Below are 25132 nucleotides of genomic sequence, written 5' to 3'. Positions count from 1 at the left end.
GGGCCTTATGTTGCATGGCCGGCTTTCAGGACGACATCTCCTCCTCGTCGTCCTTCGGTCACCCGCCGATGCGGCCCTATTTCGAAAGTCTCTCCCCTGTCTGTTCATCGAACAGGTGAACGTGCTCTGCATCGATCGATATGTTGATCGTCTCGCCTGGCCTTGCCTGCACGCGTTCGCGAAACACGCAGGTCACGTCGGCGCCACCGAATTTCACGATCATCTGCGTCTCGTAGCCGGTCGGCTCGATGACGATGACCTTGGCGGGTAATCCGGCCGGATCGAGATGCATGTATTCAGGGCGCAGACCGTAGATCAGGTCGCGCCCGGTAGCTTTGGCAACGGGGTTGGCGGCCGGCAGCACCGTACCGTCCCTGGTGATGAATTTCGACCGGTCGTCGGGGTCGAGCTTGCCGTGGAGCATGTTCATCGCCGGTGATCCAATAAAGCCGGCGACGAAGAGATTGGCCGGCCTGTCATAGAGATCGAGCGGCGCACCCATTTGCTCGACGATGCCGTCATGCATGACGACGATCTTGTCGGCCATCGTCATCGCCTCGATCTGATCGTGCGTCACGTAGACCGTGGTGGTCTTCAGCCGCTGATGCAGTTCCTTGATCTCGGCGCGCATGGCAACGCGCAGTTTCGCATCAAGGTTGGAGAGCGGTTCATCGAAGAGAAAGACCTGCGGATCGCGGACGATGGCGCGGCCCATGGCGACGCGCTGGCGCTGGCCGCCCGACAATTGCCTGGGATAACGGTCGAGCAGATGGGAAAGGCCGAGAATCTCGGCAGCTCCGTTGACGCGCCTGTCGATTTCCGCTTTGGGCGTGCTCTTCAGGTTGAGCGAAAAGGCCATGTTGTCGGTGACCGTCATATGCGGATAGAGTGCGTAATTCTGGAAGACCATGGCGATGTCGCGGTCTTTGGGCGGGACCGCGTTGACCACCCGGTTGCCGATGCGGATCTCTCCCGCAGAGATATTCTCGAGCCCCGCCAGCATGCGCAGCAAGGTCGATTTTCCGCAACCCGAAGGCCCGACCAGAATGACGAATTCGCCGTCATCTATCTCGATGTTGACCCCTTTGATGATGGGAACCGCCCCAAAGGATTTCCTTACATCGACGAAATTTACCGCTGCCATTTCCACTCCTCCCAGAGTATTTCATTTCGATAGTGCCTTGGCGGAAAATTCCTCGTCTTCGCCGGCACCCTGACGTCCGTTAGCCCCGTCCCACCAATGGCATCTTGGTCGCCATCACCGTCATATTCAGCACATTCGCGTCCAGCGGAAGGCTCGCCATATAGATGATCGCATTGGCGATATGCGCAACCGATATCGTCGGCTCGCTGGCGAGCTCGCCATTAGCCTGCAGGACGCCGCCGCTCATTTTCGACGTCATGTCCGTCGAGGCATTGCCGATATCGATCTGGCCACACGCAATATCGAATGGCCGCCCGTCGAGCGCTGTTGATTTCGTCAATCCGGCTATCGCATGTTTCGTCGCCGTATAGGGCGCTGAATGGAGACGGGGCGTCGTGGCCGAAATGGAGCCGTTGTTGATGATGCGCCCGCCCCGCGGGATCTGCGCCTTCATCAACCGCATGGCCTGCTGCGTGCAGAGAAACGCGCCGGTGAGATTGGCCGAGAGAATCGCGCTCCACTGGTCGAAGGTGATCTCCTCCATGGGAACCGCCGGGACGTTGATACCGGCATTGTTGACCAACAGATCCAGACGGCCGAAAGCGCTCCTGATCTCGCCGAAAAGCGCTTCGACGGCTTTAGGATCGCCGACATCGGCAATGACCGCCTTGATCGCGCCGCCCGTCTCCGCCGCTATTTCTCGCGCCGCATGATCGAGAATCTCGGCGCGCCGGCCGGTGATGACGACGACATAGCCTTCCGCGCTCAGCGCCTGCGCGATACCCCGGCCAACACCGGTTCCGCCGCCGGTCACCAGCGCAATCTTGGCAGCCCCTGATTTCTCCGCTTTCGCCATGTCAGATATTTCCGCCCAGTTCGTCGTCTATGTGGATCCTGATGATCTCATCAAAATTCGCTTCGGCTTTGAAACCGAGGCCCGCGGCCCGCGCGGCATCGAAATTGGTGGGCCATCCCGCCACGATTCCGGCGATCACCGGGTCACGCTCGCGCCGGATGAGCCGGACCGCCTTGTCTCCCGCGACACGCCGCAAGGCCTCGATCTCCTCTCCGACCAAAGCAGACAGACCGGGCATCGTCAAATTACGCCTCGGCCCGACCTGCGCGAGATCGAGACGCGCGGCATGGATGAAAAAGCCGATGGCCGAACGAGGGCTTGCGAACCAGTGGCGGACATTCTCATCCACGGGCAGGACCGCTTCCTGACCGGCCAGCGGCTCGCGCAGGATATTGGAGAAGAAGCCTGATGCCGCCTTGTTCGGCGTGCCGGGGCGGATACAGATCGTCGGCAGGCGAATGCCAATCCCGTCAAAGAAGCCGCGCCGGGAATAATCGGACAAGAGCAGTTCGGAGATGGCTTTTTGCGTGCCGTAGCTGGTCAGCGGCGTCGTGAAGAATGCGTCCCCGATCTTTTCGGGAAATGGCGCGCCGAAGACCGCGACCGAAGATGCGAAAACGACGCGCGGGCAATAAGGCTCCTTCTGCCCCTCCAGCCGAATCGCTTCGAAGAGCGCCCGTGTTCCGTCGAGATTGACGAGATAACCCTTCTCAAAATCCCCCTCCGCCTCGCCTGAAACGATAGCAGCCAGATGGAATATCAGGTCCGGCCGCAAGCCCGCGAGCTTCGCAGCACCTTCAGGCTCGGACAGATCCATGGCGATGGCGGTCGCTACTCCTTCCAGCGTTGGCGGGACGGGTGGCGCGACCATATCGACGAGCCACAGATGGTCGATGGCGCCACCCAGGACACCCTCGTCCGCGGCAATCCTCTCGACCAGCTTGCGGCCCACCATTCCGGCAGCACCTATCACCAGCACATGCATCTGCAATCATCCTCCCTTGTCATGCCGCCCTCTCCTCAAGGCGTTGAGTTGTGTCGTCCGTTCGCCTCACCGGTCGCCTGCCGCATGGCATCGGTAGTAATCCCGATGCGACACCGCATTGCAAGCTCATATCCTCGTCCGCCAGTCCAGCCCGGCGGTGGTTTCCCCAGCCGGGCGATATTCGCAACCGACATAGCCCTCGTAACCCAGCCGGTCGAGCTCCCGCAAAACCCTGAAATCATCGAGCTCGCCGGTCCCTGGTTCGTTGCGCTTGGGTACGGATGCGATCTGGACATGGCCGATCAGCGGCATCATCGCCTCCAGAGCCGCCAATACGTCGCCGCGCATGATCTGGCGGTGATAGATATCGAACTGAAGTTTGAGATTTGCGCGGTCGAGGCCGGTGATGATCTCCACCGCGCGATCGAAATCATCGAGGAAATAGCCCGGCATGTCGCGCCCGTTGATCGGCTCGATCACCAGGCCGATTCCCTCGGCGCCCGCGGCATCCGCGGCGAAGGCAAGCGCATCGCGATAGGCAGTCTGCGCCGCCAGATCGTCAGGCGAGGCGATGCCTGCCATCATGTGCAGCAACGGCGTTCCGATCACCCGACCGTAGTCGATCGCCTGTTTCACCGATTGACGGAACTCCTGCCTGCGCTCCGGCAGGGCGGCAAGTCCCCTCTCCCCCTTCGCCCAATCGCCGGACGGCAGGTTGAAGAGAGCCTGCTTCAGCCCCGCTGCCGACAGTTTTTCGGCGATCAGCCCGGCTGGAAAATCATAGGGGAAGAGATATTCAACCGCCGGGAATCCAGCCGCAGCAGCGGCCTGAAAACGCTCCGGAAAGGCGTGTTCGTTGAACATCATCGTCAGATTGGCGGCAAAACGCGGCATTCAGTCATGCGCCTCCATGCCGGGAAGGTCGAGACCCGCGATCCCAGCCAGAAACCTTGCAACCGAAGCGTCATCGTCGCCACCCATGCCTGCCGCTTCCGTCATCACGAAAAGCTGTAATGCGGCGCTGGCAATCGGCAGCGGAAACTTCTGCTTCCTGCCGAGATCGGAGACGATGCCCAGATCCTTGGTAAAGATCGACACGGCGCTGCGTGGCGTATAGTCCCCGGCAAGCACATGCGGCACCCGGTTTTCGAACATCCAGCTATTGCCAGCGGATTTGGTGATGACCTCGAAAACCCTGGCAATGTCGAGATCGAGGCTTTTGGCAAAGGTGATCGCCTCGCAGGCTGCCGCGATATGGATGCCCGCCAGCAACTGGTTGACGATCTTGAAGGATGAACCGACTCCTACCGCATCACCCAGCTCATAGACCGTCGCGGCCATGGCATCGAGAGCAGGTCTTGCCGCGGCGAACGCGTCAGGCGAACCGGATGCCATGACCGTCAGCTTGCCCTCATCGGCCTTTGCCGCTCCGCCGCTGATCGGCGCGTCGAGATAATGGATACCCCTCTCCGCCGCCCGCGCGGCCAAATCCTTCGCGTCCGCGGGCGTCATGGTCGCCGATGAAATGATGACGGAACCCGGCTTCATCGCAGCCACGGCACCATTGACGCCGAAAAGCACGCTTTCCGTCTGCACCGCGTTCACCACGACGACAACGACAATACCGGCTTTCCCGCAGGCTTGCGCCGGTGTCGTGAACGGTTGTCCGCCTCGTGCCCCGAGGCTTTCGAGCGCTGCTGCATTGATGTCGCAACCCGACACATCGAGCCCGGCGCGCAGGAGCGACCGGGCCATGCCCAGTCCCATGGAACCCAGTCCGATAACGGCAATGTTTTCAGCTTCGCTGCGGTTCACGATCTTCCTCCCCAGCCCTGCATCAGATTCTTTTGTCGATTTATGACAGCGCTGACATAATTTATAGGCACAGGCTCTGGCATGGCGCAAGGGAAATATGCTAGCGCTGTCATAACGTTTTCAGGCCTGTCGTCCCGCCGAGGAGAATTGCGGAATGCTGCGGAATGCGCCCACGCTCGCCGATGTGGCGAGACTTGCCGGCGTCAGCGAGATCACCGTGTCGCGCGTGGTGCGCAACAAGGGGCCGATTGCCGCGGGCACGCGTGCCCGCGTTCATGAGGCGATCGTCAAGCTTGGCTATGTCCCCAACCGAGCGGCGGGTGCGCTTGCCTCCGCCGCCTCGCCGCTCATCGGCGTATTGCTGCCGTCACTTTCCAATATCGTTTTCCCTGAAGTGCTGCGCGGCATCCATACCGCTCTCGCCCCGACCGGTTACCAACCACTGATCGGTGTGACGGACTACGATCCGTTGAAGGAACAGCATCTCCTTTCCTCGCTTCTGGCATGGCAACCCGCCGCCATCATCACGACCGGCTTCGAACATACCGACGCGAGCCGCCAGATGCTTTCGAACAGCAGGATACGCGTGGCGGAACTCATGGATATCGATGCCGAGCCGATCGACATCGCCGTCGGCCTGTCGCAGCGCGGGGCGGGCTTCGATACTGCCAGGCATCTCATATCGCGAAACTACCGGCGCTTCGGCTATGTCGGCCATGACTGGAATGCCGACCATCGCGCTCGCCTGCGCTATGAGGGGCTGCGTGGGGCGCTCGCCGAAGCCGGCCTTGAACTGAAAGCCGAAGAGCGGTTCGACGGCCCAAGCTCCACGATGGCCGGCCGCGAGACCCTTGCAGCGCTTTTGTCGCAAAAGCCCGATCTCGATGTCGTGGTGTTTTCCAATGACGACATGGCGGTCGGCGGTTTCTTCCATTGCCTGGGCGCCGGCATCCGCGTCGGCCAGGACCTTGGCTTGTTCGGCTTCAACGGTCTCGATATCGGCCAGGCGCTTCCCCTGCCGCTTTCGACCATCCGCTCCAACCGGTTTGCCATCGGCAGGATCGCGGTCGAGAAGCTCATGGAAAGCAGCCGGCGGCCGGAGGAAAAACTGGTCGTCGATACCGGTTACCAGATCATAGCCGGAGCGACGGCATAATACGGAGGAGGAGATGCTATGTTTTTGGGTGCGGTTGCCGATGACCTGACCGGCGCGACCGATCTTGCGCTGACGCTTTCACGCGAAGGAATGCGCACCGTGCAGGTGGTTGGCGTGCCGCCAGCGGATTTCGACTTGGGCGATGCCGAGGCGGTTGTGGTCGCGCTGAAATCGCGGACAATCCCTGCTGTGGAAGCCATCAATTTGTCGCTCGATGCAGCCCGTGCGCTCCTTAACGCTGGCGCCGAGCAGATTATCTTCAAATATTGCTCGACCTTCGATTCCACCCCTCAAGGCAATATCGGCCCCGTTGCCGAGGCGCTTGCCGATCTCCTGGACGCTCCCCTGGCGCTCGCCTGTCCTGCCTTTCCGGCCAATGGCCGAACGGTCTATCAGGGGCACTTGTTCGTCGGCCCCATGTTGCTTTCCGACAGCCCGATGAAGGATCATCCGCTGACGCCCATGACCGATGCCAACCTTGTGCGGGTGCTGCAACGACAGACCACCAGCCAGGTAGGCCTCGTTCCCTTCACTGCCGTCGACGAGGGCAGCGATGCGATCGCGGGCGCTTTTGACGAGGCAAGGGCAAAAGGCGACAGGTTCGTGATTGTCGATGCGATCACCGACGCGCATTTACGGGCAATCGGGCGGGCTGCGCGCGATATGAAGCTCATCACGGGCGGCTCCGGCATCGCCATCGGCCTGCCCGAGAATTTCCGCCGCGCGGGCAAGCTTGCCGCCAAAAGCGCCGACGCGGCGTTCGACGCGCCTGTCGGGCGGGCGGCCATCCTGGCCGGGTCTTGTTCGGCAGCGACGCGCCGGCAGATCGGTGTGGCAATCGCAGCCGGCATTCCCGCCCTGAAGATCGACCCGATAGCCATTGCCGAGGGGCGGACCACGGCGGCCGGCGTGGCTGATTGGCTCGCTTCCGTAAATCATCCCACGCCGCTTGCCTATTCGAGCGCGGAGCCCGACGAAGTCCGCGCGGCACAGGAGAAACTTGGCCGTGACCGGGCCGGCGAACTCGTGGAGCATCTTCTGGCGGAGACCGCCATGGCGCTGCACAGGAATGGCTTCAGTCGCCTCGTCGTCGCGGGCGGCGAGACCTCCGGCGCTGTGGTTAACGGGCTCGGCATTGCCGCCCTCAGGATCGGCCCGGAGATCGATCCCGGCGTCCCCTGGACGCGCAGTCTCAACGCCCACCCGGCGATTGCGCTTGCGCTCAAATCCGGCAATTTCGGCACCGATGATTTCTTCCTCAAGGCATGGGACCTTCTCAGATGAGCGCATTTCTTTCGGAAGCAACCAGATTGCGCGACCAGATCGTCAGCGTCGGAAAATCCCTCTTCGACCGCGGGCTGACATTCGGCTCGACAGGCAATATCAGTGCAAGGCTGTCGAACGGTGAAATCCTCATGACGCCGACCAATGCCTCACTAGGCAGTCTCGAGCCGGAACGCCTGTCCCGCTTCTCCGCCGAGGGCGTGCATATCGAAGGCGACAAGCCGACCAAGGAAGCGTTCCTGCACCAGTGCATGTATTGCAAGCGAACGCAAAGCGGCGCCGTCGTGCATCTCCATTCCACCCATTCGGTGGCGGTAAGCATTCTCGCCAATGTGGACCCCGAGGACGTGCTGCCGCCCTTGACGGCCTATTACGTTATGCGCGTCGGCTCGCTGCCACTCGTCCCCTATTATCCGCCCGGCGACAAGGCGCTGGCCGAGGCGGTAGCCGCAAGGGCTGAAAAGAGCCATGCGGTCCTGCTTGCCAATCACGGACCTGTAGTCGCCGGCAAGACATTGCTCGACGCGCAATATGCGACGGAGGAGCTGGAGGAAACAGCCAAGCTCTATCTCCTCCTGCATGGTCATGCGATCAGGCCACTGACGCCCGAGCAGCGCCGGGCGCTTGGCTGAAGGTCAATAGGTTGCGCGGCCGCCTGAGAGATCGAATGTCGAGGCCGTGGTGAAGCTGTTCTCCCGGGAGACAAGCCACGCGACCATGGCAGCCGCCTCCTCGACTTCGAGAAAACGGCCGCGTGGAATCTTCGAGCGCATATATTCGATGAATTCCGGCGTGAGCTGCTCGAGGATGCGCGTCTGCGCCGTCGCCGGCGTGATGCAGTTGACGGCGATATCGTAGCCGGCAAGCTCCTTGCCAAGCGATTTAGTGAGCCCGATCACCGCTGCTTTCGAGGCGGAATAGGCCGATGCGTTCGGGTTGCCTTCCTTGCCGGCAACCGAGGCGATATTGACGATGCGCCCGTAATTGCGCTCCTTCATCCCCGGCACGACGGCGCGATTGACGTAGAAGGTGCCGTTGACATTGATGTCGATAATCTTCTTCCACCAGGAAACATCATAGCTGTCGAGCGAGGCAGCCGGGCCGGCAATGCCGGCGGAATTGACCAGGATCGACACCGGGCCGCCATCGGCCTCCGTTTTCCCGTGCGCGATCGCGACCGCCTCATGATCGGCTATGTCGACGATGACGGTTCTTGCGGTTGGCCCGAGCACCTTTTTCGCCGTTTCCAGCAATTCGCCATCCACGTCCCACAGGGTGACCGACGCACCGGACTGGACGAAGCGCCGGGCCATCGCGAAGCCCAGCCCCTGCGCACCGCCGGTTACGATTGCGTGCTGACCTTCGAGGTCTATTTTGTTCATGCGCTTGTTCCTCCCGCGTTGAACTCTCCATCCCTACCGGCGACGATATTGACCACCCTTGCAGGAATGTCCAACCCCTTCGAAAGGAACCGCCTCCCATGGCGTGCGTTACTTCTCCATTCGCATGGAGGCACGACAGATGACGCGACGAACCGCTCAGACCCCAACCGACGACGTGGAATTGGCTATCCCGCTCCAGACGGTCTGCTTCATCATCATGAGGGCACGGGAATATTCCGCAAAGGACGTCGTGACCGAGCCGGATCCGGGATCCAACCCATCCGATGACGGTAACGCAGCCGTTCTCGAGGACCACGACAATGATGCCGTCGAGGAGGAGTTGCGCTCCCTGATTGCCAATCTTTCCATCGACGAACAAATTGATCTCGTGGCCTTGATGTGGCTCGGCCGCGACGACCATGTCGCTGAAGACTGGGAGACCGTGCGCAAAGACGCCGCCGAGGCGCACAATGAACACACGGCCGATTATCTCTTCGGAACACCGCTTCTTGCCGATTATCTCGCCGAGGGCCTGTCAATACTGGATTATTCCTGCGCAGATTACGAAGCCGATCGCCTTTAGCTGTTGATGGGGCCCCACTGATTGCATTTAACGGCTTGAAGCCTTTCCGTTTTCCACGCCCGGTCGTATAAGCGAAGGGGACAGCGTTCGGGGCGACGGATAGGCCATTTGTGAATGGACAGTGAAGCAAACAGCGGCAAGCCGATCGGACCAATAGGGCCGGAAGGCCGCATAATGCAGGAAAATGATCGGCCGACACTCAAGACCATCGCCTTCATGGCCGGTCTGGGCGTCACCACGGTTTCGCGCGCGCTGAAAGATGCGCCGGAAATCGGCATCGAGACCAGGAAGCGGGTCCAGTTGATCGCCAGACAGGTCGGCTATCGGCCCAATCGGGCTGGCGTGCGGCTGCGCACCGGTAAGACCAATGTCATCGCACTCGTTCTCAATACGCAGGACGAGATCATGGGCTTTACCTCCCATGTCATTCACGGCGTTTCCGAGGCCCTGGCGAATACACAATATCACCTGATCGTCACGCCCTATTCGCATTCGAAAGATCCGCTGGACCCGGTACGCTATATCGTCGAGACGAGTTCGGCCGACGGCATCATCTTTTCGCGGACAGAACCGGACGACGCGCGCGTGCGCTATCTGACCGAGCACCATGTGCCGTTCGCCACGCATGGCCGTACCGACATGGGCATCACGCACCCATTTCACGATTTTGACAATTATAGCTTCGCGCGCCACATGGTCGCGAGGCTTGTGGAACGGAAGCGCCAAAGACTGGCAATCCTGACTCCGCCGGCGCATCTGGCCTATTACGGCCATATGGTGAACGGATTTTTCGATGGCGTGCGGACAAGCGGCAGCACCGGAACCATATTGCCCGGGATCGATATCGATACACCGCTCGAGACATTACGTCTTCGCGTCGAGGCCATCATGCGCCGAAGCGACCGCCCGGACGGGATCGTCTGCGGCTCCAGCGCATCGACGATCGCAACGGTTGCAGGCATCGAGGCGGCAGGCTTGCGGCTTGGCACCGATGTCGATGTCGCATCGAAACAATCCACCGACATTCTGCCGTGGTTCCGGCCCGAACTCATCGTCGTCGAAGAACGCTTTCAATTGGCGGGTCGCAAACTTGCGCAGGCGGTCCTCGCCCGTATCGCAGGCGCTGACCCCGGCACGCTGCAAAGCATCGGCTGATCAGCCATAGCCGCTATCTATGGCAAGCCGCGAAGATAGCGAAGCTTGATCGAGGGCGCGCCGGTATCACGCAATGCGCCCTCGTCTTACCGTCTACTGGCGCAGCAGCGCCTTCGCCTCTGCGATGCCCAGCGCCTGCGGACGCGTGCAACTCGTTTCAAGTTCGACGAAGCGTTTTTCCTCACCCGAACGCAGGATCGACACCATCACGTCCACGCCGTGCAAAGCGCGTTCGAGAGAGCAGCGTATGTCACGCTTTTCTACGATGGCGGCTGCCATATCGGCCAGACCGGCGGTGCGATAATTGGCCATTGCCCCCTGTGGGTGTTTCTGGTTGGCGATGCCGAAGGGATGTTTCCAGGCTTTCAGCGGCTTGATCTTTTTCTTAGTTGGGCCGCCGAACAGCACATCGCCGCCGAAGAAGTTAGGATCGGGAAGGAATATCGAACCGTCCGTGCCATAGAGCTCCATATTGTTATGGCGATGCGCCCAGACGTCCCAACTGGCCGAAAGCGTGATCGTCGCGCCCTCCGCAAATTCCAAAAGGGCGTGGATGGTGGTCGGCGTTTCCACCGGGATCACCTCGCCCTTGCGCAGTTCCGAGCTGATGGTACGGGTCGGCGTCGCCATCGAGGTGAGCGCGCCGACACGCTTCACCGGACCGATCAAATTGATCAGATTGGCGATGTAATAAGGGCCGAGGTCGAGGATCGGACCGCCGCCCGGCTTGAAGAAGAAGTCGGGATTGGGATGCCAGTGCTCCATGCCATGGCTCATGACATGACAGGTGCCCGACGTTATCTTGCCAACCGTTCCATTGTCGATTTCCCTGCGGGCAAGCTGATGCGCGCCGCCGAGGAATGTGTCGGGCGCGCAGCCGACTTTCAGCCCCTTTTCGTCGGCGAGTTTCTTCAGTTCAAGCCCTTCTTCCAGCGAAAGCACAAGCGGCTTTTCCGAATAAGCGTGCTTGCCGGCGGAAAGGATACGTTTCGTGATGGCGAAATGCGCGTCGGGGATCGTGAGATTGACCACGATGTCGATGTTGTCATTCGCCAGAAGCTCGTCGACGCTCTGCGCGGTGATGCCGTATTCCTCGGCACGCAGCTTGGCCGCCGCAGGATTGGCGTCGGCGCAGGCACGCATCTCTATACGTTTGAAGAGCGGTGCGAGTTTCAGATAGGTGGTCGAGATATTACCGCAGCCGATAATGCCGACACCGAGGGTCTTTCCCATGTTCATCTCCGGATTGTAAATTCATGGAGCGGTTCGCGTTCAGTCAACCGCTCCGACATTGTTAGAAACGCTGCACCGTCTCGATCGAACGCCTGGCGAAGCGTTCGGCATCGCCAGGATTGTCATGCTCCATGACCAGATATTTCACCGGCGTGCTGCGCAATGCCTTGATGAGCGCGGCCCAGTCGACGGTGCCGTGACCGACATCGGCCCAGCCGTCCTCATCGGCATTCTCGCCTGCGGGCGCGATATCCTTGACGTGAACGGCGGTGATCCTGTCGCCGTAGCGGTTGATCCAGTCGATCGGATCTGCGCCGCCGCGTATCACCCAGGCAATATCGGCTTCCCAAGAAAGTTCGGGAGCGGCATCGAAAATCAGTTCCTGCGGGACGGAGCCATCCGCCAGCGGCACGAACTCGAAATCATGATTGTGCCAGCCGAAGATATAGCCAGCCTTGCGGTAGGGTTCTCCCGCTTTTTGAAGGCGCTCGCCAAAGGCCCGCCAGCCGGCGGCATCGCTCGGGCGAAGTTCTGCCTGGAGATAGGGGCAGTAGATCGCCTTCATGCCGAGCGTGCCGGCGAGCTCCAATACGCGGTCCCGCTCGTTCTCCAGCATATCGAGGCCGAAATGGCCGGTCGGCATGGCAAGGCCATTGTCGTCGAGGCTCTGCTTGAGCCCCGCCAGATCGCCATAGACACCGCCATATCCCTCGACATTCCTGTAGCCGGCTCGCTTGAGCATGGCCAGGGTATCGGAGAGCGGCGGGAAATTGCGTGAGCTGTAAAGCTGGTAGGACAGTTCGGTCATTCCTCGTTCCTTTTTGTCGCCGGCGGAAAGCCGGACTGTTCCTCAATGTCTGGAAGCCAATTGCGATTGCGGACGTGAGCTCGAATAAAGGTCGCGTACAATCAACGTCGCGGCGGCCTTTGCCGCTTCGTCAACGGCAGCGGCGGTAAAGGTGACGGTGGCGCTTTCGCCGGGATAAAGCGTCAGGACATTGTCAGAGAACCGTCCTTCGGCATCGCATTCCAGCGTTACGAAAAGTGCCAGCGTAGTCGCCTCAAGCGTGATCCAAAGCCCTTCTCCTGATGTGGTCACGACTGCCCTGATGCCGGCATCCATCAGGGCCAGCGCCTTAAAGGGGATCGGCGAATATTGATCGCAGCCCTTGCTGCCGTCTGCAGCGGACCAGCGGTAGAACAGGATCGAGCCCTCAGGAATTTCATCGATCGCAAGGCTGGCCACCGGCACCGCACGATCGGTCGCTATCGTTTGGCTGACTTCCTTCAGCCTCACCGTTTCACCCGACATGTCGATCGCGACGATCTCCAGATCGATATCAACCGGCTGCATCGTGTCGTTGACGGCATGGAAGGTGACGTCCAGCCCGTCCTTGTCAGGAATGGCACTGACGTAGACCGGCGCGAAGAAGCGCCTTGCCATGTAATGCAGCGCCTTCCAGCCGCCGCCATAATCGAGGCTCGACCACGAGGCCACCGGCCAGGTATCATTGAGCTGCCAGTAGAGCGCCCCCATGCAATGGGGCTTCAGCGAGCGCCAGTATTCGACCGCAGTACGGATCGCCAGCCCCTGCTGGATCTGGCTGAGATAAACAAAATTTTCGAAAGCCTCAGGAAAGCGGAAATAGCGGAACATCGTCTCGGCTATGCGCGCATTGCCGCCGGAATTCTTCTGGTGCGCCTCCATGACGGGCGAAGCGATGTTCATATCCTCCATATCGGCAAATGTCCGGATGACGGGCATCGAAGGGAAGGACTGGAAGCCGAATTCCGAGCAGAAACGCGGATTGACGTTGCGATACTCGTGGAACGATTTTCCCTCGTGCCAGACGCTCCAAAAGTGCATGTCGCCGGAGGAATCATCATGCCAGGCATCGCCAAAATTCATTGGCCCCGGCGACGGGCTGGACGGCCACCAATTGGCGTCGGGAACGGTCTCGCGAAGCGCGGTTTCAATGGTGCGGTTAAGCCGGTCGTAGCTGACCAGATAACGGTCCCGGTTCTGGCGAGATTCCTCGAACCAGGTGAGAGCGCCGATCAACTCATTGTCGCCGCACCAAAGCGCGATCGAGGCATGGTGCGAAAGACGTGCTGATTGATAGCGCACCTCTTCATCCACCTCTGCCAGGAATTCCGGTGTTGAGGGATAGAGATTGCAGGCGAACATGAAATCCTGCCAGACCATCAGCCCCAGCCGGTCGCAGAGATCGTAGAACCAGTTTGGCTCGTAGAAACCACCACCCCAGACGCGGATCATGTTCATATTGGCATCGACGGCGGATTGCAGCAGGCCCTCCGTCGCTTGCGGGTTGATCCGCGATGGCAACGCATCCTGCGGAATCCAGTTCGCACCGCGGCAGAAGATTTCCCGCCCGTTCACACGGAAAAGGAAGCGGTTGCCGGCAGCATCCGGCTCCGTCACCAACTCGATTCTGCGAAGGCCGATCTGCCGCGTTTCGTTGAGAGCGCCGAGCTGGATATCGAGTCCATAGAGATGCTGCTCGCCGCTGCCTGCGGGCCACCAGAGCTTCGGATTGCCGATCTCGAAACTTTCCACCAGCCAGTTCGTACCGACGGAGACCTCCAAATGTCCGGTAATCACCTGTCCGTCGAATGTGATCAGGTAAGGCAATATAGCGTCGCGCCCGGCATCCACTTCGATCTCGACCGTCAGCCTGACGGCGCTGTCTTCATGGTGCTGGTGCACCACCATTTGCGCAATATGGATGTTATCAACACGCTCCAGCACGATACGCCCATAAAGGCCGAACGGCGCAATGGCGATGTTCCAGTCCCAGCCGAAATGGCATTGCGACTTGCGCAGCATATTGCCATTGGCGATCGGTGAATTGCCCGTGTGATAAGGCACGTAGAAAGGCTGCGCCTCCTGCAGGGCCTCGCCCGCCCTGACATTCGACCGGAAAAGAATCTCGATGCGGTTTTCGCCTGCTTTCAGCGCATGGGAGACGTCGACGCGGAACCGGCGGAAACTGTTGGCAGCCTCAAGAACGACTTCACCATTAATCCTGATCTCGGCCACCGTATCAAGATAGTCGATATCGAGATGCCAGCCGTCAGAAGCAGCATTCGCCGGCAGCATGAAAATCCGGCTCGCCAGCCAATCCTCCTCCGCAATCCAGCGCAGATCATATTCGTTGCGGCCGTGGTAGGGATCGGGGATTGCGCCGGCGGCATAAAGGGCGGAAATGGCATCACCGGGAATAGCCATCGACACTCCATGACGATCACCCGCATCGCGGAGGTGCCATTCGCCGGCAAGATCGATCCTATCCTTGGTAGCAGGCTGGGAGGTGGCGTTCATGTTCTACCGCCCTTCGTCCTGCCGGGCTCTCTCTCAAGGGGGAAGATTGCACCTTCATGAAGGATCGGCAGCAATTGCAGAGGACGGAGAACGCGTGTGGAGCGTAGCGTCAGCCAACCTCTCCCATTGAGGGGGAGATGGACGGCAGACCGGAGAGGGGGCGAAACGCGACGCATCATTTCATCCAGAAGGCGCTAGACCCGCTCCTCGGTCTTCGCATCGAAAAGCGAGGCCATGGCGGCATTGAAACTTACCTTCACCCTTTCGCCCGGACGATATCGCTTGCCGGATTCGACACGAACCGAAAGTGGGTTTCCCGCCACCTTCAGCCAGACGAGACTGTCGGCGCCCATCGGTTCGTCGAGATCGACGATGGCGTCATGGGCGACATGCTGGTCCGAGTCGATGCGGATATGCTCCGGCCTCACGCCCAGCACGACCTCACGTCCCGATGCCAGTGCTTCCTCGGCCTCGTAGCCTTCCAGTGAAATATCGAGATCGCCTGTGCGGAAGACCTGCTTTCCCGCCTTCTCGGCAAGCTGGCCGGAAATGAAATTCATCGAGGGTGAACCGATAAAACCGGCGACGAAGCGATTGCGCGGCTTGTTGTAGATGGTCAGGGGATCATCCAGCTGCTGCACCACGCCGCCCTTCATCACGGCGATGCGGTCGGCAAGCGTCAGCGCCTCGATCTGGTCATGCGTGACATAGATCATGGTGTTGCCGAGCTTGTGATGCAGCCGCTTGATCTCGACGCGCAGCTCGGAGCGCAGCTTGGCGTCGAGGTTGGAAAGCGGTTCGTCGAAGAGAAAGACATCGACATCGCGCACCAGCGCCCGGCCGATCGCCACGCGCTGCCGTTGGCCGCCGGAAAGAGCCGACGGCTTGCGCTGCAGGAGCGGCTCGATCTGCAGGATTTCGGCGGCGCGCGCGATGCGCTTTGCGATCTCCGCCTTCGGCAGGCCGGCGACCCGCAGGCCGAAGGAAAGGTTCTTTTCCACCGTCATCTGCGGATAAAGCGCATAGGACTGGAACACCATGCCGATGCCGCGATCCTTCGGCTCCTCCCAGGTGACGTTTTTGCCCTTGATGATGATCTGCCCCTCGGAAACGTCGAGGAGGCCGGCAATGCAGTTCAAAAGCGTGGACTTGCCGCAGCCCGACGGCCCGAGAAGCACGAGGAACTCGCCATCGCTGATATCGAGATCGAGCTTGCGCAGGACATTGACCGTACCGAAGCTCAGCGACAGGTCCTTGATCGAGACGCTTGTACCGCCATGTGTGTTTGTCTTCATAAGCATTATCCCTTCACCGCTCCGGCGGCGATGCCCCGGACGAAATAGCGGCCCGAGAAGAAATAGATGAGGAGCGGTACCGCGCCCGTGAGGATCGTCGCGGCCATGTTGACATTGTATTCCTTGACACCCTGGACCGAGTTCACGACGTTGTTGAGCTGGACGGTCATCGGGAAATTCGGCGTTCCGGCGAAGATCACCCCGAACAGGAAGTCATTCCAGATACCGGTCACCTGGAGGATGACGGCAACGACGAAGATCGGAAGTGACATCGGCAGCATGATCTGCAGGAAAATCCGCCAGAACCCGGCCCCGTCGACACGCGCCGCCTTGAAGAGCTCGGGCGGCAGAGAGGCGAAATAATTGCGGAAGAGCAATGTGAGAATCGGCATGCCGAAAATGGTGTGGATGACGACGATGCCGGTCAGCGTGCCGAATATGCCGAGTTCGCGGGTGATGATGACGAGCGGATAGAGCATCACCTGATAAGGAATGAACGCGCCGAAGAGCAGGATCATGAAGAAGACTTCCGATCCCCTAAATCTCCAATTGGAAAGCGCATAGCCATTCACGGAGGCAATGATGATCGAGGCGATGACGCTCGGAATGGTGATTTTGACCGAGTTCCAGAAGCCGGTCCTGATACCTTCGCAGTAGAGGCCCGTGCAGGCCTGGCTCCATGCTTTCACCCATGGCTCGAAAGTGACTTCGACCGGTGGCGCAAAGATGTTGCCAAGACGAATCTCCGGCATGCCTTTCAACGAGGTCATGACCATCACGTAGAGCGGCAGCAGGTAATAGAGCGCCGCCACGATCAGGATGGAATAAACCATGACGGTAGCCGGCGCGAACATGCGTTTGGGCTTCGCCCCCCAAGGCTCGGCATGGGTCAGGGATCGGTCTTGAATTGCTGTTGCTTCCGCCATTTTATTCCCCTTCACTTTGCTTTCCGGCCGCCGAACTCGAACATCGCCCAGGGAATGAGGATGATGAGAACGGTGGTGAGCATGACGGTCGAGGCGGCGAGACCCTGGCCGAGATTGGCCCAGGCGAACATGAAGTCGTAGACATATTTCGCCGGCACGTCGGACGAGATGCCCGGCCCGCCATTGGTCATGGCGACGACAAGGTCATAAAGCTTGACGATACCTGTCGCGATCAGCACGAGCGTCGTCACGAAGACCGGCCGCATCATCGGGATGATGACGAAGACATAGGTTTTCCAGGTGGGAATGCCATCGACCCGGGCCGCCTTCCATATCTCCTCATCAATATTGCGCAGGCCCGCCAGCATCAGCGCCATCACGAGGCCGGTCCCCTGCCACAGCCCGGCAATGACGATTGCGTAGATAACGAGGCTGCGATCTGTCAGCAGCGACATGTTGAAGCTCTCGAAGCCCATGTCACGCACCACCTTCTCGATACCCAGCGGATTGAGAATCCACTGCCAGACGAGGCCCGTGACGATGAAGGAGAGCGCAAAAGGATAAAGGAAGATGGTGCGAAACGTGTTCTCGAAACGAATCTTTTGATCCATGAGCACGGCGAGAATGAAACCGACGACAATGGAAAAGACCAGCGACAGGCAGCCATAGATCGCAATGTTCTTGACCGAAACGTTCCAGCGCGATGCGTTGAACAGCCGGGTATACTGGTCGAAGCCGACGAAATTCAGCATTGGCAGCGAACGCGACGACGTGAAGGAATAAACCACGGTCCACACCGTGCAGCCGATAAAGACGACGAGCACGGTCGCGATCATCGGCATCGCGGCGATCTTGGCGTTCAGATTACGGAAAAGTGCCGGAGGTCTTTTATTGCCCGCCATCGACGGTCTCCTCGAAAGTCGGTGGCACGACCGGTCGAAACACCGGCCGTGCCATAGCCTTGGGGGGGCTTATTATTGCGCCGTTTCAACGATCTCGGCGTAGCGCTCCTGCATATCCTCGACGCTCATATCGGGGTTGGAGAAGAATTCAGCCGCCAGCGCTTCGACCTGCCCTTGGGTATCGGGCGCACGCAGCTGGTCGGTGGACGGAATGATATTGTCCGGGTTCTTGAGAATCTCGATACCCTTTTTCATGCACTCGTTGGCGGTCGCCATGTCAATGTCGCCGCGAACCGGCAGCGATCCCTTTGCCAGATTGAAGGCAACCTGCGTCTGCTTCGAGACCATCATGCTGGCGAGCTTCATCTGCGCCTTGGTGACGTCCGCATTGCTGTTCTTGGGGAAATAGAACGCGTCACCGCCGGTATCGAGCAAAGCGTGGTCGCCAAGCCCGGGCAGGCAGTCATAATCCTTGCCCGCGACCTTTCCGGCCGTGCTGAATTCGCCCTGCGCCCAGTCGCCCATGATCTGGCCGCCGGCCTTGCCGGTCATCACCATATTGGTCGCCTCGTTCCAGGAACGGCCGACATATCCGGGATCGGCGAGCGAACGCGCATCGGCGAAGGCCTGCAACACCTTTTTCATCTCCGGCCCGCGCGCGGCTTCGGCATCCTTGTCCTTGTTGACCTTGAGATAGAGCTCCTTGCCGCCGATCGCCGCGGTGAGGACGGTAAAGATTCCGTTCACCTGGAAGCCGTCACCGGTCGCCAGCGGGGTGATGCCCTTTTCCTTTAGCTTGGGCGCCACGGCAACGAACTCGTTCCAGTTCGTCGGCGGCTCCAGGCCCGCTTCCTTGTAGACGTTGGGATTGGTCCACATCCATTCCCAAGAGTGGATATTGACCGGCACGCAATAAATCTTGCCCTCGAAGGTGCATGAATCGAGCAGGCTCTTCGGGCGGATGAAGTCCGCCCAGCCTTCCTTTTGCGCCAGCTCGGTCAGGTCGGTCATCAATCCAGCCTGGACCAGCTCTTCCGCCTGGCGTCCATGATTGAGCTGGGTGGCGCCCATCGGATTGCCGCCGAGGATACGGCTGACGATGATTGGGCGCGCCGCGCTGCCGCTGCCGCCGATGGCTCCATCCACCCATTTGTCTCCGCCCAGCTTGTCGAATTGCTCAGCGAGGATCTTCACCGCGGCGGCTTCACCACCCGATGTCCACCAATGGGTGACTTCAAGATCCGCGGCTTGCGCGAACGACGCGCCGGTAAAGGCAACCGATGCTGAAAGAACTGCAGTCAAAGCGTAACGCATATCATCTCCTCCCAAATCTGAAACGTTACAGATCATCGTATTGAAAACGATTACATATGCAAGTCCCTAATCTATGGGAGGGCAACAATCGCAGGGTATTTCAGCTCTTCACATTGAAAATATTGCTAATTTTATAGAGCAGCGCCATAGCGCGATTCAGGCTCTATCCTTATCTGTAACGTTACAGATTGTGCATCGCAATATGTACAACCTGCCGGTTTCCAGAACTTCTGCTCGGCAGCCTGAGCGTGTCAGTTTGGCCTTGACTCTCGGTCCCGGGCAATATGTCTTCAAGATGGCCAGAGCGCATTGAGCAATGGGACGACTTCGTCGAGACAACTTGAAAAACGCACCAATAATGCTGAACATGGTCGATCGAAGCAGGGAGGATATTCACATGCGAAAGACATTTCTTTTCGGTGTTGCCGCGGCTTTGCTGTGCACCGTTTCTACCCATGCCGCAGACCTGAAGTTCAAACCGGGGGAGGAACAACGTTTCAACTGGAAGAGCTATGAGGACTTCAAGGCCGGCCACGATCTGAAGGGCCAGACGCTTACGGTGTTCGGCCCCTGGCGCGGAGAGGACGAAACACTGTTCCAGTCCATCGCCGCCTATTTCGAGGATGCGACCGGCGCCAAGCTGGAATATTCGTCGTCGGAAAATTACGAACAGCAGATCGTCATCGACACGCAGGCCGGAAGCCCGCCCAATATCGCTATCCTGCCGCAGCCGGGCCTCATTGCAGACCTGGCCTCTAAGGGACTGCTGACGCCGCTCGGCGACGAGACGAAGAAGTTCGTCCAGGATAACTATGCGGCGGGGGATTCCTGGGTGCAACTCGGTGAGTACAAGGGCAAGGATGGCCAAGAGCAATTCTTTGCCTTTCCCTACAAGGCCGACGTGAAGTCGCTCGTCTGGTACTCGCCGGAAAATTTCGAGGATGCGGGCTATGAAATCCCGCAGACCATGGAGGAATTGAAGGCTCTCACCGAGAAGATCGTCGCCGATGGCGGGACGCCCTGGTGCATCGGGCTCGGCTCCGGCGGCGCTACCGGCTGGCCCGCCTCCGACTGGGTGGAGGATCTGATGCTGCGCACCGCGCCGCCGGAAACCTACGACAAATGGGTCACCGACGAGATTCCGTTCAATGACCCCGCCGTGGTCAATGCCATCGACGAATTCGGCTGGTTCGCCAAGAACCCGAAATTCGTCGCCGGCGGCACCGCCGCGGTCGTTACGACGGATTTCCGGGAAAGCCCGGATGGTCTCTTCTCGCTGCCGCCGAAATGCTACATGCATCATCAGGCGCAGTTCATCTCCTCGTTCTTCCCGAAGGGAACCGAACTTGGCGTGGATGCGGACTTCTTCTATTTCCCGCCCTATGCCGGCAAGGATCTCGGCAAGCCGGTTCTCGGCGCCGGCACGCTTGCGATGATCACCAAGGACAGCCCCGCCGCGAAGGCCTTTATCGATTTCCTGAAGACGCCGATCGCACATGAGCTGTGGATGGCGCAATCGGGCTTCCTCACGCCGTACAAGGCCGCCAACCCGGACGCCTATGCCAATGACACGCTGAAGAAACAGGGTAAAATCCTGCTGGAAGCCACCACCTTCCGCTTCGACGGTTCGGATCTGATGCCGGGCAAGATCGGCGCGGGTGCGTTCTGGACGGCCATGGTCGATTTCGTCGGCGGCAAATCCGCAGAAGATGCCGCCAAGGAAGTGCAGTCCTCCTGGGATGCCATCAAGTAGCCTTCAAGAGCTCAGGCATCATGTAAAACAAGAATGAAAGTGGTCGCCCCGCCGGGGCGCCACTTGAGCAGGGGATCGGTCGGCCAGTCCGAGCGCACAGGCAATCCGAGGGAGGAACTCGAATGCAGCAGCTTCTTTTTGCCCTGTTCACCATGATCGTGGGAGTGGCCGCCTGCGCGGCCTATTTCATCGTGAGCAACTGGATTTTGGACCGGATATTCCCATCCAAGAGCCGGAGCGGTGCCGTCGCTTCCCGCAATCTGCGCATAACCAATATGATCAGGCCCTGGCTGTTCCTTGCGCCGGCGCTGCTTGCTCTTACCGTCTACCTCCTCTATCCGGTCATCGAATCCGCATGGCTCAGCTTTCACGGCAAGGACGGCCGGCAATTCGTCGGCCTCGGAAATTACCGCTGGATGATCAATGACGGCGAATTCCGACAGTCGATCCTGAACAATTTCCTCTGGCTGCTCATCGTTCCCGCCGCCGCTACCTTCTTCGGCCTGATCGTCGCCGCGCTGACTGATCGGATCTGGTGGGGCAACATCGCCAAATCGCTGATCTTCATGCCGATGGCGATCTCCTTCGTCGGCGCATCGGTGATCTGGAAATTCGTTTACGACTACCGTGCGGAAGGGACAGAGCAGATCGGCATTCTCAACGCCATCGTCACCTGGTTCGGCGGCGCACCGGAAGCCTGGATCACCCTGCCCTTCTGGAATAACATCTTCCTCATGGTCATCCTGATCTGGATCCAGACGGGCTTTGCCATGGTGATCCTCTCAGCGGCGCTGCGCGGCATTCCCGAGGAGACCATCGAGGCCGCCGTCATCGACGGCGCCAGTGGATTGCAGATCTTCTTCAAGATCATGATACCGCAGATCTGGGGCACCATCGCCGTTGTCTGGACCACGATCACCATTCTCGTCCTCAAGGTATTCGACATCGTGCTGGCGATGACCAACGGCCAGTGGAACACGCAGGTGCTCGCCAATTTGATGTTCAACTGGATGTTCCGCGGCGGGGGCGATTTCGGCCGCGGCGCGACCATCGCCATGATCATCATGATGCTCGTCATCCCCATCATGATCTGGAATATCCGCAACGCCGCCAAAGAAATGGAGGGACGCTGACATGATCGGGTCCTCCGCACGCCGCACACCCCTCACCTTCGTCGTTCATCTCTCGGTTCTGCTCCTCGTCGTCCTGTGGACCCTGCCGACGGCGGGCCTGCTGATCTCGTCGCTCCGCGACAAGGACCAGATAGCGGTTTCAGGATGGTGGACGGCGCTTGCGCCATCGCATCAGAACGCAGTCTATCGTGCGCCGCCGCCTGATGCCCAGGTCGAGGAAAACGGCCGCCATGTCATCCGCGGCAATGTCTTCGATGGCGGCAACGGCACCGTGTCGGCCTTTGGTCCTTCGGTGCAGACCCCAGACGAATTCAAGGCCGGAGAGACTGCAACATTGTCCAACGGGGTTGCCATGACCGTGGCGGAGAATGGCGATTTCACCATTTCCTCCACTGAGCCGATGAAGGGGCGGCGCGGCGAGCGCATCTTCTACACCTCTTCCGTCCCGCCACAGTTCACGCTCGACAATTATCGCGAAGTGCTGAGCGCTCAGGGCCTCGGCCGGTCCTTCATCAATTCACTGACCGTGGCGATACCCTCCACGGTCATCCCGATCCTGATCGCGGCATTCGCGGCTTATGCGCTGGCATGGATGAAATTTCCCGGGCGCGCGATACTCATCGCTCTCGTGGTTGGCCTTCTCGTCGTGCCGCTGCAGATGTCGCTCATTCCGCTTCTCAGGCTCTATAATGACATCGGTGCGCAATTCGGGGTCACTCCGAAAGGCTATGTCGGTATCTGGCTTGCCCATACCGGCTTCGGTCTGCCGCTCGCCATCTACCTGCTCCGCAACTACATTGCCGGCTTGCCCAAGGAAATCATCGAATCGGCCCGGGTCGATGGCGCCAGCGATTTCGATATCTTCGTCAAGATCGTGCTGCCGCTGTCCTTCCCGGCGCTGGCCTCCTTCGCAATCTTCCAGTTTCTGTGGACCTGGAACGACCTGCTTGTCGCCCTTGTATTCCTCGGCTCGCGCGACGATCAGCTGGTGCTGACCGGCCGTCTCGTCAATCTCCTGGGCTCACGCGGCGGCAATTGGGAAATCCTGACCGCCTCGGCCTTCATCACGATCATCGTTCCGCTGATCGTCTTCTTCAGTCTCCAGCGCTTCCTGGTCCGCGGCCTTTTGGCCGGATCGGTCAAAGGCGGCTGAACGCATGGAAACAGGTCTTTCTTCATGACGACGACACTTCGCACCGACAACATGCCTCATCGTGCTCCGATTGGACAGCAACCCGATCGGGACTGGTGGCGCGGCGCGGTCATCTACCAGGTCTATCCCCGCTCCTACCGCGACACGAGCGGCGATGGCGTCGGCGATCTCCGCGGCATCACCGAGAAGCTGCCCTATATCGCCTCACTGGACGTCGACGCCATATGGATATCCCCGTTCTTCCCCTCACCGATGAAGGATTTTGGCTACGACGTCTCGAATTATTACGGCGTCGACGAGATATTCGGCACATTGCAGGATTTCGATCATCTCGTTACGGAAGCGCATCGCCTCGGCATCCGCGTCATGATCGATCTCGTCATCTCGCACAGCTCCGATCAGCATCCCTGGTTCATCGAAAGCCGCAAGAGCCGCGATAATCCCAGAGCAGACTGGTATGTCTGGGCCGAGGCGAAGCCGGACGGCACGCCGCCAAACAACTGGCTTTCGGTCTTCGGCGGATCGGCCTGGACCTGGGATACGCGCCGGCGGCAATATTATCTGCATAATTTCCTCGCCTCGCAGCCGGATTTGAATTTCCATAACAGCCAGGTGCAGGATGCGCTCCTCGATGTGACGCGCTTCTGGCTGGAGCGCGGCGTCGATGGCTTCCGGCTCGACACCATCAATTTCTATTTTCATGACAGGGAATTGCGGGATAATCCGCCGCTCCCGCCGGAAAGGCGTAATGCCAAGGTTACGCCCGCGGTCAATCCCTACAACTACCAGGATCACGTCTACGACAAGAACCGCCCGGAAAACCTCGATTTTCTGCGCCGGTTGCGCACCTTGATGGAAGAATATCCGGCCATCGCCGCCGTCGGCGAGGTGGGAGAAGCCCAGCGCGGGCTTGAACTGGTCGCGGCGTACACCACCGGCGGCGACAAGATGCATAAATGCTATGCGTTCGAGTTCTTGTCGCCGGATATGCTGTCGCCCGAGCGCATCGCCTCCATCCTCGGCGAATTCGAAAAGGTGGCGCCCGAGGGATGGGCCTGCTGGGCATTCTCCAATCATGATGTGGTTCGTCCCGCGACGCGCTGGGCCTCGCAGGCCGCCGATCCCGAGAAATATTTGCGGCTTCTGCCGGGACTGCTCCTGTCGCTGCGCGGCTCCGTCTGCATCTATCAGGGCGAGGAACTCGGGCTCACCGAAGCCGACATCGCGTATGAAGATTTGCAGGATCCCTACGGCATCCAGTTCTGGCCCGACTTCAAGGGCCGCGACGGATGCCGCACACCGATGGTCTGGGAAAAGGACGGGCGCGCCGCCGGTTTTACAGAGGGCAATCCGTGGCTGCCGGTGCCGCGCGAGCATCTGCCGCTTGCCGTCGATGCGCAGGAGCACGTGCTGGGATCGATGCTCAATCATTATCGCCGCCTGCTTGCTTTCCGCCGCAACCACCCGGCGTTGGTCAGGGGGGATATCGCGTTCATGCGGACGGATGGCCCGGTCCTGTCGTTCGTCCGGCGTCACGGCAACGAAGCGATTTTCTGCGCCTTCAACCTGTCGGAGACCGAACAGTTCATCGCACCGCCCAAAGGCCAGGTCGAGCCGCTTGAACATCATGGCTTCTCGGGCCTTCTGCACCCGGACCGAATAGAACTGCCCCCATATGATGCTTTTTTCGCACGAATTGGTTGATGCCCGAGGGAGGAAC

At 59.8% G+C, this 25132-nt stretch carries 22 protein-coding genes; 9 read left to right on the top strand and 13 right to left on the bottom strand.

Annotated elements, in window-relative coordinates; translation table 11 throughout:
* Window positions 1–76 precede the first annotated feature (76 nt).
* The 5 genes from DUT91_RS20000 to ltnD form a co-directional block, all read right to left on the bottom strand.
* On the bottom strand, window positions 77–1144 hold the full coding sequence (locus DUT91_RS20000) for an ABC transporter ATP-binding protein (RefSeq protein WP_114442260.1): 1068 nt from the start codon (window positions 1142–1144) through the stop codon (window positions 77–79).
* Window positions 1145–1223: 79 nt separating this feature from the next.
* Window positions 1224–2000, bottom strand: coding sequence for an SDR family oxidoreductase (locus DUT91_RS19995; RefSeq protein ID WP_114442259.1), 777 nt, complete (start codon window positions 1998–2000; stop codon window positions 1224–1226).
* 1 nt (window position 2001) lies between these two features.
* Complete coding sequence (denD, locus tag DUT91_RS19990; protein WP_114442258.1) at window positions 2002–2985, bottom strand: D-erythronate dehydrogenase; 984 nt, start codon at window positions 2983–2985, stop codon at window positions 2002–2004.
* Window positions 2986–3111: 126 nt separating this feature from the next.
* A complete protein-coding gene (gene otnI, locus DUT91_RS19985) occupies window positions 3112–3879 on the bottom strand; it encodes a 2-oxo-tetronate isomerase (protein WP_114442257.1) in 768 nt (255 codons plus the stop codon).
* The gene (gene ltnD / locus DUT91_RS19980; protein WP_425373821.1) at window positions 3880–4803 is read right to left on the bottom strand and encodes an L-threonate dehydrogenase; all 924 of its coding nucleotides are present in this window, start codon (window positions 4801–4803) and stop codon (window positions 3880–3882) included.
* A 151-nt stretch (window positions 4804–4954) separates the two neighbouring features.
* Between ltnD and DUT91_RS19975 the strand changes: the two genes are divergently transcribed.
* Genes DUT91_RS19975 through otnC form a run of 3 tightly spaced genes read left to right on the top strand, consistent with a single transcriptional unit; the run spans window position 4955 to window position 7872 of the window.
* Entirely contained in the window at window positions 4955–5956 is a 1002-nt protein-coding gene (locus DUT91_RS19975) for a LacI family DNA-binding transcriptional regulator (protein WP_114442256.1), read from the top strand.
* 18 nt (window positions 5957–5974) lie between these two features.
* A complete protein-coding gene (otnK, locus tag DUT91_RS19970) occupies window positions 5975–7240 on the top strand; it encodes a 3-oxo-tetronate kinase (protein ID WP_114442255.1) in 1266 nt (421 codons plus the stop codon).
* Window positions 7237–7872 (top strand): 3-oxo-tetronate 4-phosphate decarboxylase, encoded by a 636-nt coding sequence (gene otnC / locus DUT91_RS19965; protein ID WP_114442254.1) that lies wholly within the window; start codon window positions 7237–7239, stop codon window positions 7870–7872. The genes otnK and otnC overlap by 4 nt, the downstream gene beginning before the upstream one ends.
* 3 nt (window positions 7873–7875) lie before the next feature.
* Here otnC and DUT91_RS19960 read toward each other — a convergent pair whose 3' ends face one another.
* Window positions 7876–8622: an SDR family NAD(P)-dependent oxidoreductase gene (locus DUT91_RS19960; RefSeq protein WP_114442253.1), complete on the bottom strand. Its 747-nt coding sequence runs from the start codon at window positions 8620–8622 to the stop codon at window positions 7876–7878.
* Between the two features lie 139 nt (window positions 8623–8761).
* On the opposite strand from DUT91_RS19960, the gene DUT91_RS19955 reads away from it, so the two are divergent.
* Together DUT91_RS19955 and DUT91_RS19950 are read left to right on the top strand one after the other, a co-directional pair.
* Entirely contained in the window at window positions 8762–9205 is a 444-nt protein-coding gene (locus DUT91_RS19955; RefSeq protein WP_114442252.1) for a DUF3775 domain-containing protein, read from the top strand.
* Between the two features lie 174 nt (window positions 9206–9379).
* A complete protein-coding gene (locus tag DUT91_RS19950; RefSeq protein WP_114442282.1) occupies window positions 9380–10360 on the top strand; it encodes a LacI family transcriptional regulator in 981 nt (326 codons plus the stop codon).
* A gap of 93 nt (window positions 10361–10453) precedes the next feature.
* Here the strand turns inward: DUT91_RS19950 and DUT91_RS19945 are convergent, their stop codons facing one another.
* The 7 genes from DUT91_RS19945 to DUT91_RS19915 all read right to left on the bottom strand — a co-directional run bounded on the left by DUT91_RS19945 (window position 10454) and on the right by DUT91_RS19915 (window position 19373).
* The gene (locus tag DUT91_RS19945) at window positions 10454–11593 is read right to left on the bottom strand and encodes a Gfo/Idh/MocA family protein (protein WP_114442251.1); all 1140 of its coding nucleotides are present in this window, start codon (window positions 11591–11593) and stop codon (window positions 10454–10456) included.
* 61 nt (window positions 11594–11654) lie between these two features.
* Entirely contained in the window at window positions 11655–12401 is a 747-nt protein-coding gene (locus tag DUT91_RS19940) for a sugar phosphate isomerase/epimerase family protein (protein WP_114442250.1), read from the bottom strand.
* A gap of 42 nt (window positions 12402–12443) precedes the next feature.
* The gene (locus DUT91_RS19935; protein ID WP_114442249.1) at window positions 12444–14936 is read right to left on the bottom strand and encodes a beta-mannosidase; all 2493 of its coding nucleotides are present in this window, start codon (window positions 14934–14936) and stop codon (window positions 12444–12446) included.
* Window positions 14937–15130: 194 nt separating this feature from the next.
* Window positions 15131–16237 (bottom strand): ABC transporter ATP-binding protein, encoded by a 1107-nt coding sequence (locus tag DUT91_RS19930; RefSeq protein ID WP_425373820.1) that lies wholly within the window; start codon window positions 16235–16237, stop codon window positions 15131–15133.
* Entirely contained in the window at window positions 16237–17085 is an 849-nt protein-coding gene (locus DUT91_RS19925; RefSeq protein ID WP_245419827.1) for a carbohydrate ABC transporter permease, read from the bottom strand. Before DUT91_RS19925 ends, DUT91_RS19930 begins: the two co-directional genes overlap by 1 nt.
* Window positions 17086–17168: 83 nt before the next feature.
* Entirely contained in the window at window positions 17169–18059 is an 891-nt protein-coding gene (locus DUT91_RS19920) for a carbohydrate ABC transporter permease (RefSeq protein WP_114442246.1), read from the bottom strand.
* Between the two features lie 72 nt (window positions 18060–18131).
* Window positions 18132–19373, bottom strand: coding sequence for an ABC transporter substrate-binding protein (locus tag DUT91_RS19915; protein WP_114442245.1), 1242 nt, complete (start codon window positions 19371–19373; stop codon window positions 18132–18134).
* Between the two features lie 397 nt (window positions 19374–19770).
* Between DUT91_RS19915 and DUT91_RS19910 the strand changes: the two genes are divergently transcribed.
* The 4 genes from DUT91_RS19910 (at window position 19771) to bglA (ending at window position 25116) form a co-directional block, all read left to right on the top strand.
* Window positions 19771–21126, top strand: a complete 1356-nt coding sequence (locus DUT91_RS19910) for an ABC transporter substrate-binding protein (RefSeq protein WP_114442281.1) — start codon at window positions 19771–19773, stop codon at window positions 21124–21126.
* A gap of 122 nt (window positions 21127–21248) precedes the next feature.
* On the top strand, window positions 21249–22259 hold the full coding sequence (locus DUT91_RS19905; RefSeq protein WP_114442244.1) for a carbohydrate ABC transporter permease: 1011 nt from the start codon (window positions 21249–21251) through the stop codon (window positions 22257–22259).
* A gap of 1 nt (window position 22260) precedes the next feature.
* Window positions 22261–23412, top strand: a complete 1152-nt coding sequence (locus DUT91_RS19900) for a carbohydrate ABC transporter permease (protein WP_114442243.1) — start codon at window positions 22261–22263, stop codon at window positions 23410–23412.
* 24 nt (window positions 23413–23436) lie between these two features.
* Entirely contained in the window at window positions 23437–25116 is a 1680-nt protein-coding gene (gene bglA / locus DUT91_RS19895) for a beta-galactosidase BglA (protein WP_245419820.1), read from the top strand.
* Window positions 25117–25132: the final 16 nt, after the last annotated feature.

The organism is Paramesorhizobium salinisoli, assembly GCF_003335045.1.
GTDB classification, from domain to species: domain Bacteria; phylum Pseudomonadota; class Alphaproteobacteria; order Rhizobiales; family Rhizobiaceae; genus Paramesorhizobium; species Paramesorhizobium salinisoli.
This window is presented reverse-complemented; position numbering and strand designations above follow the sequence as displayed.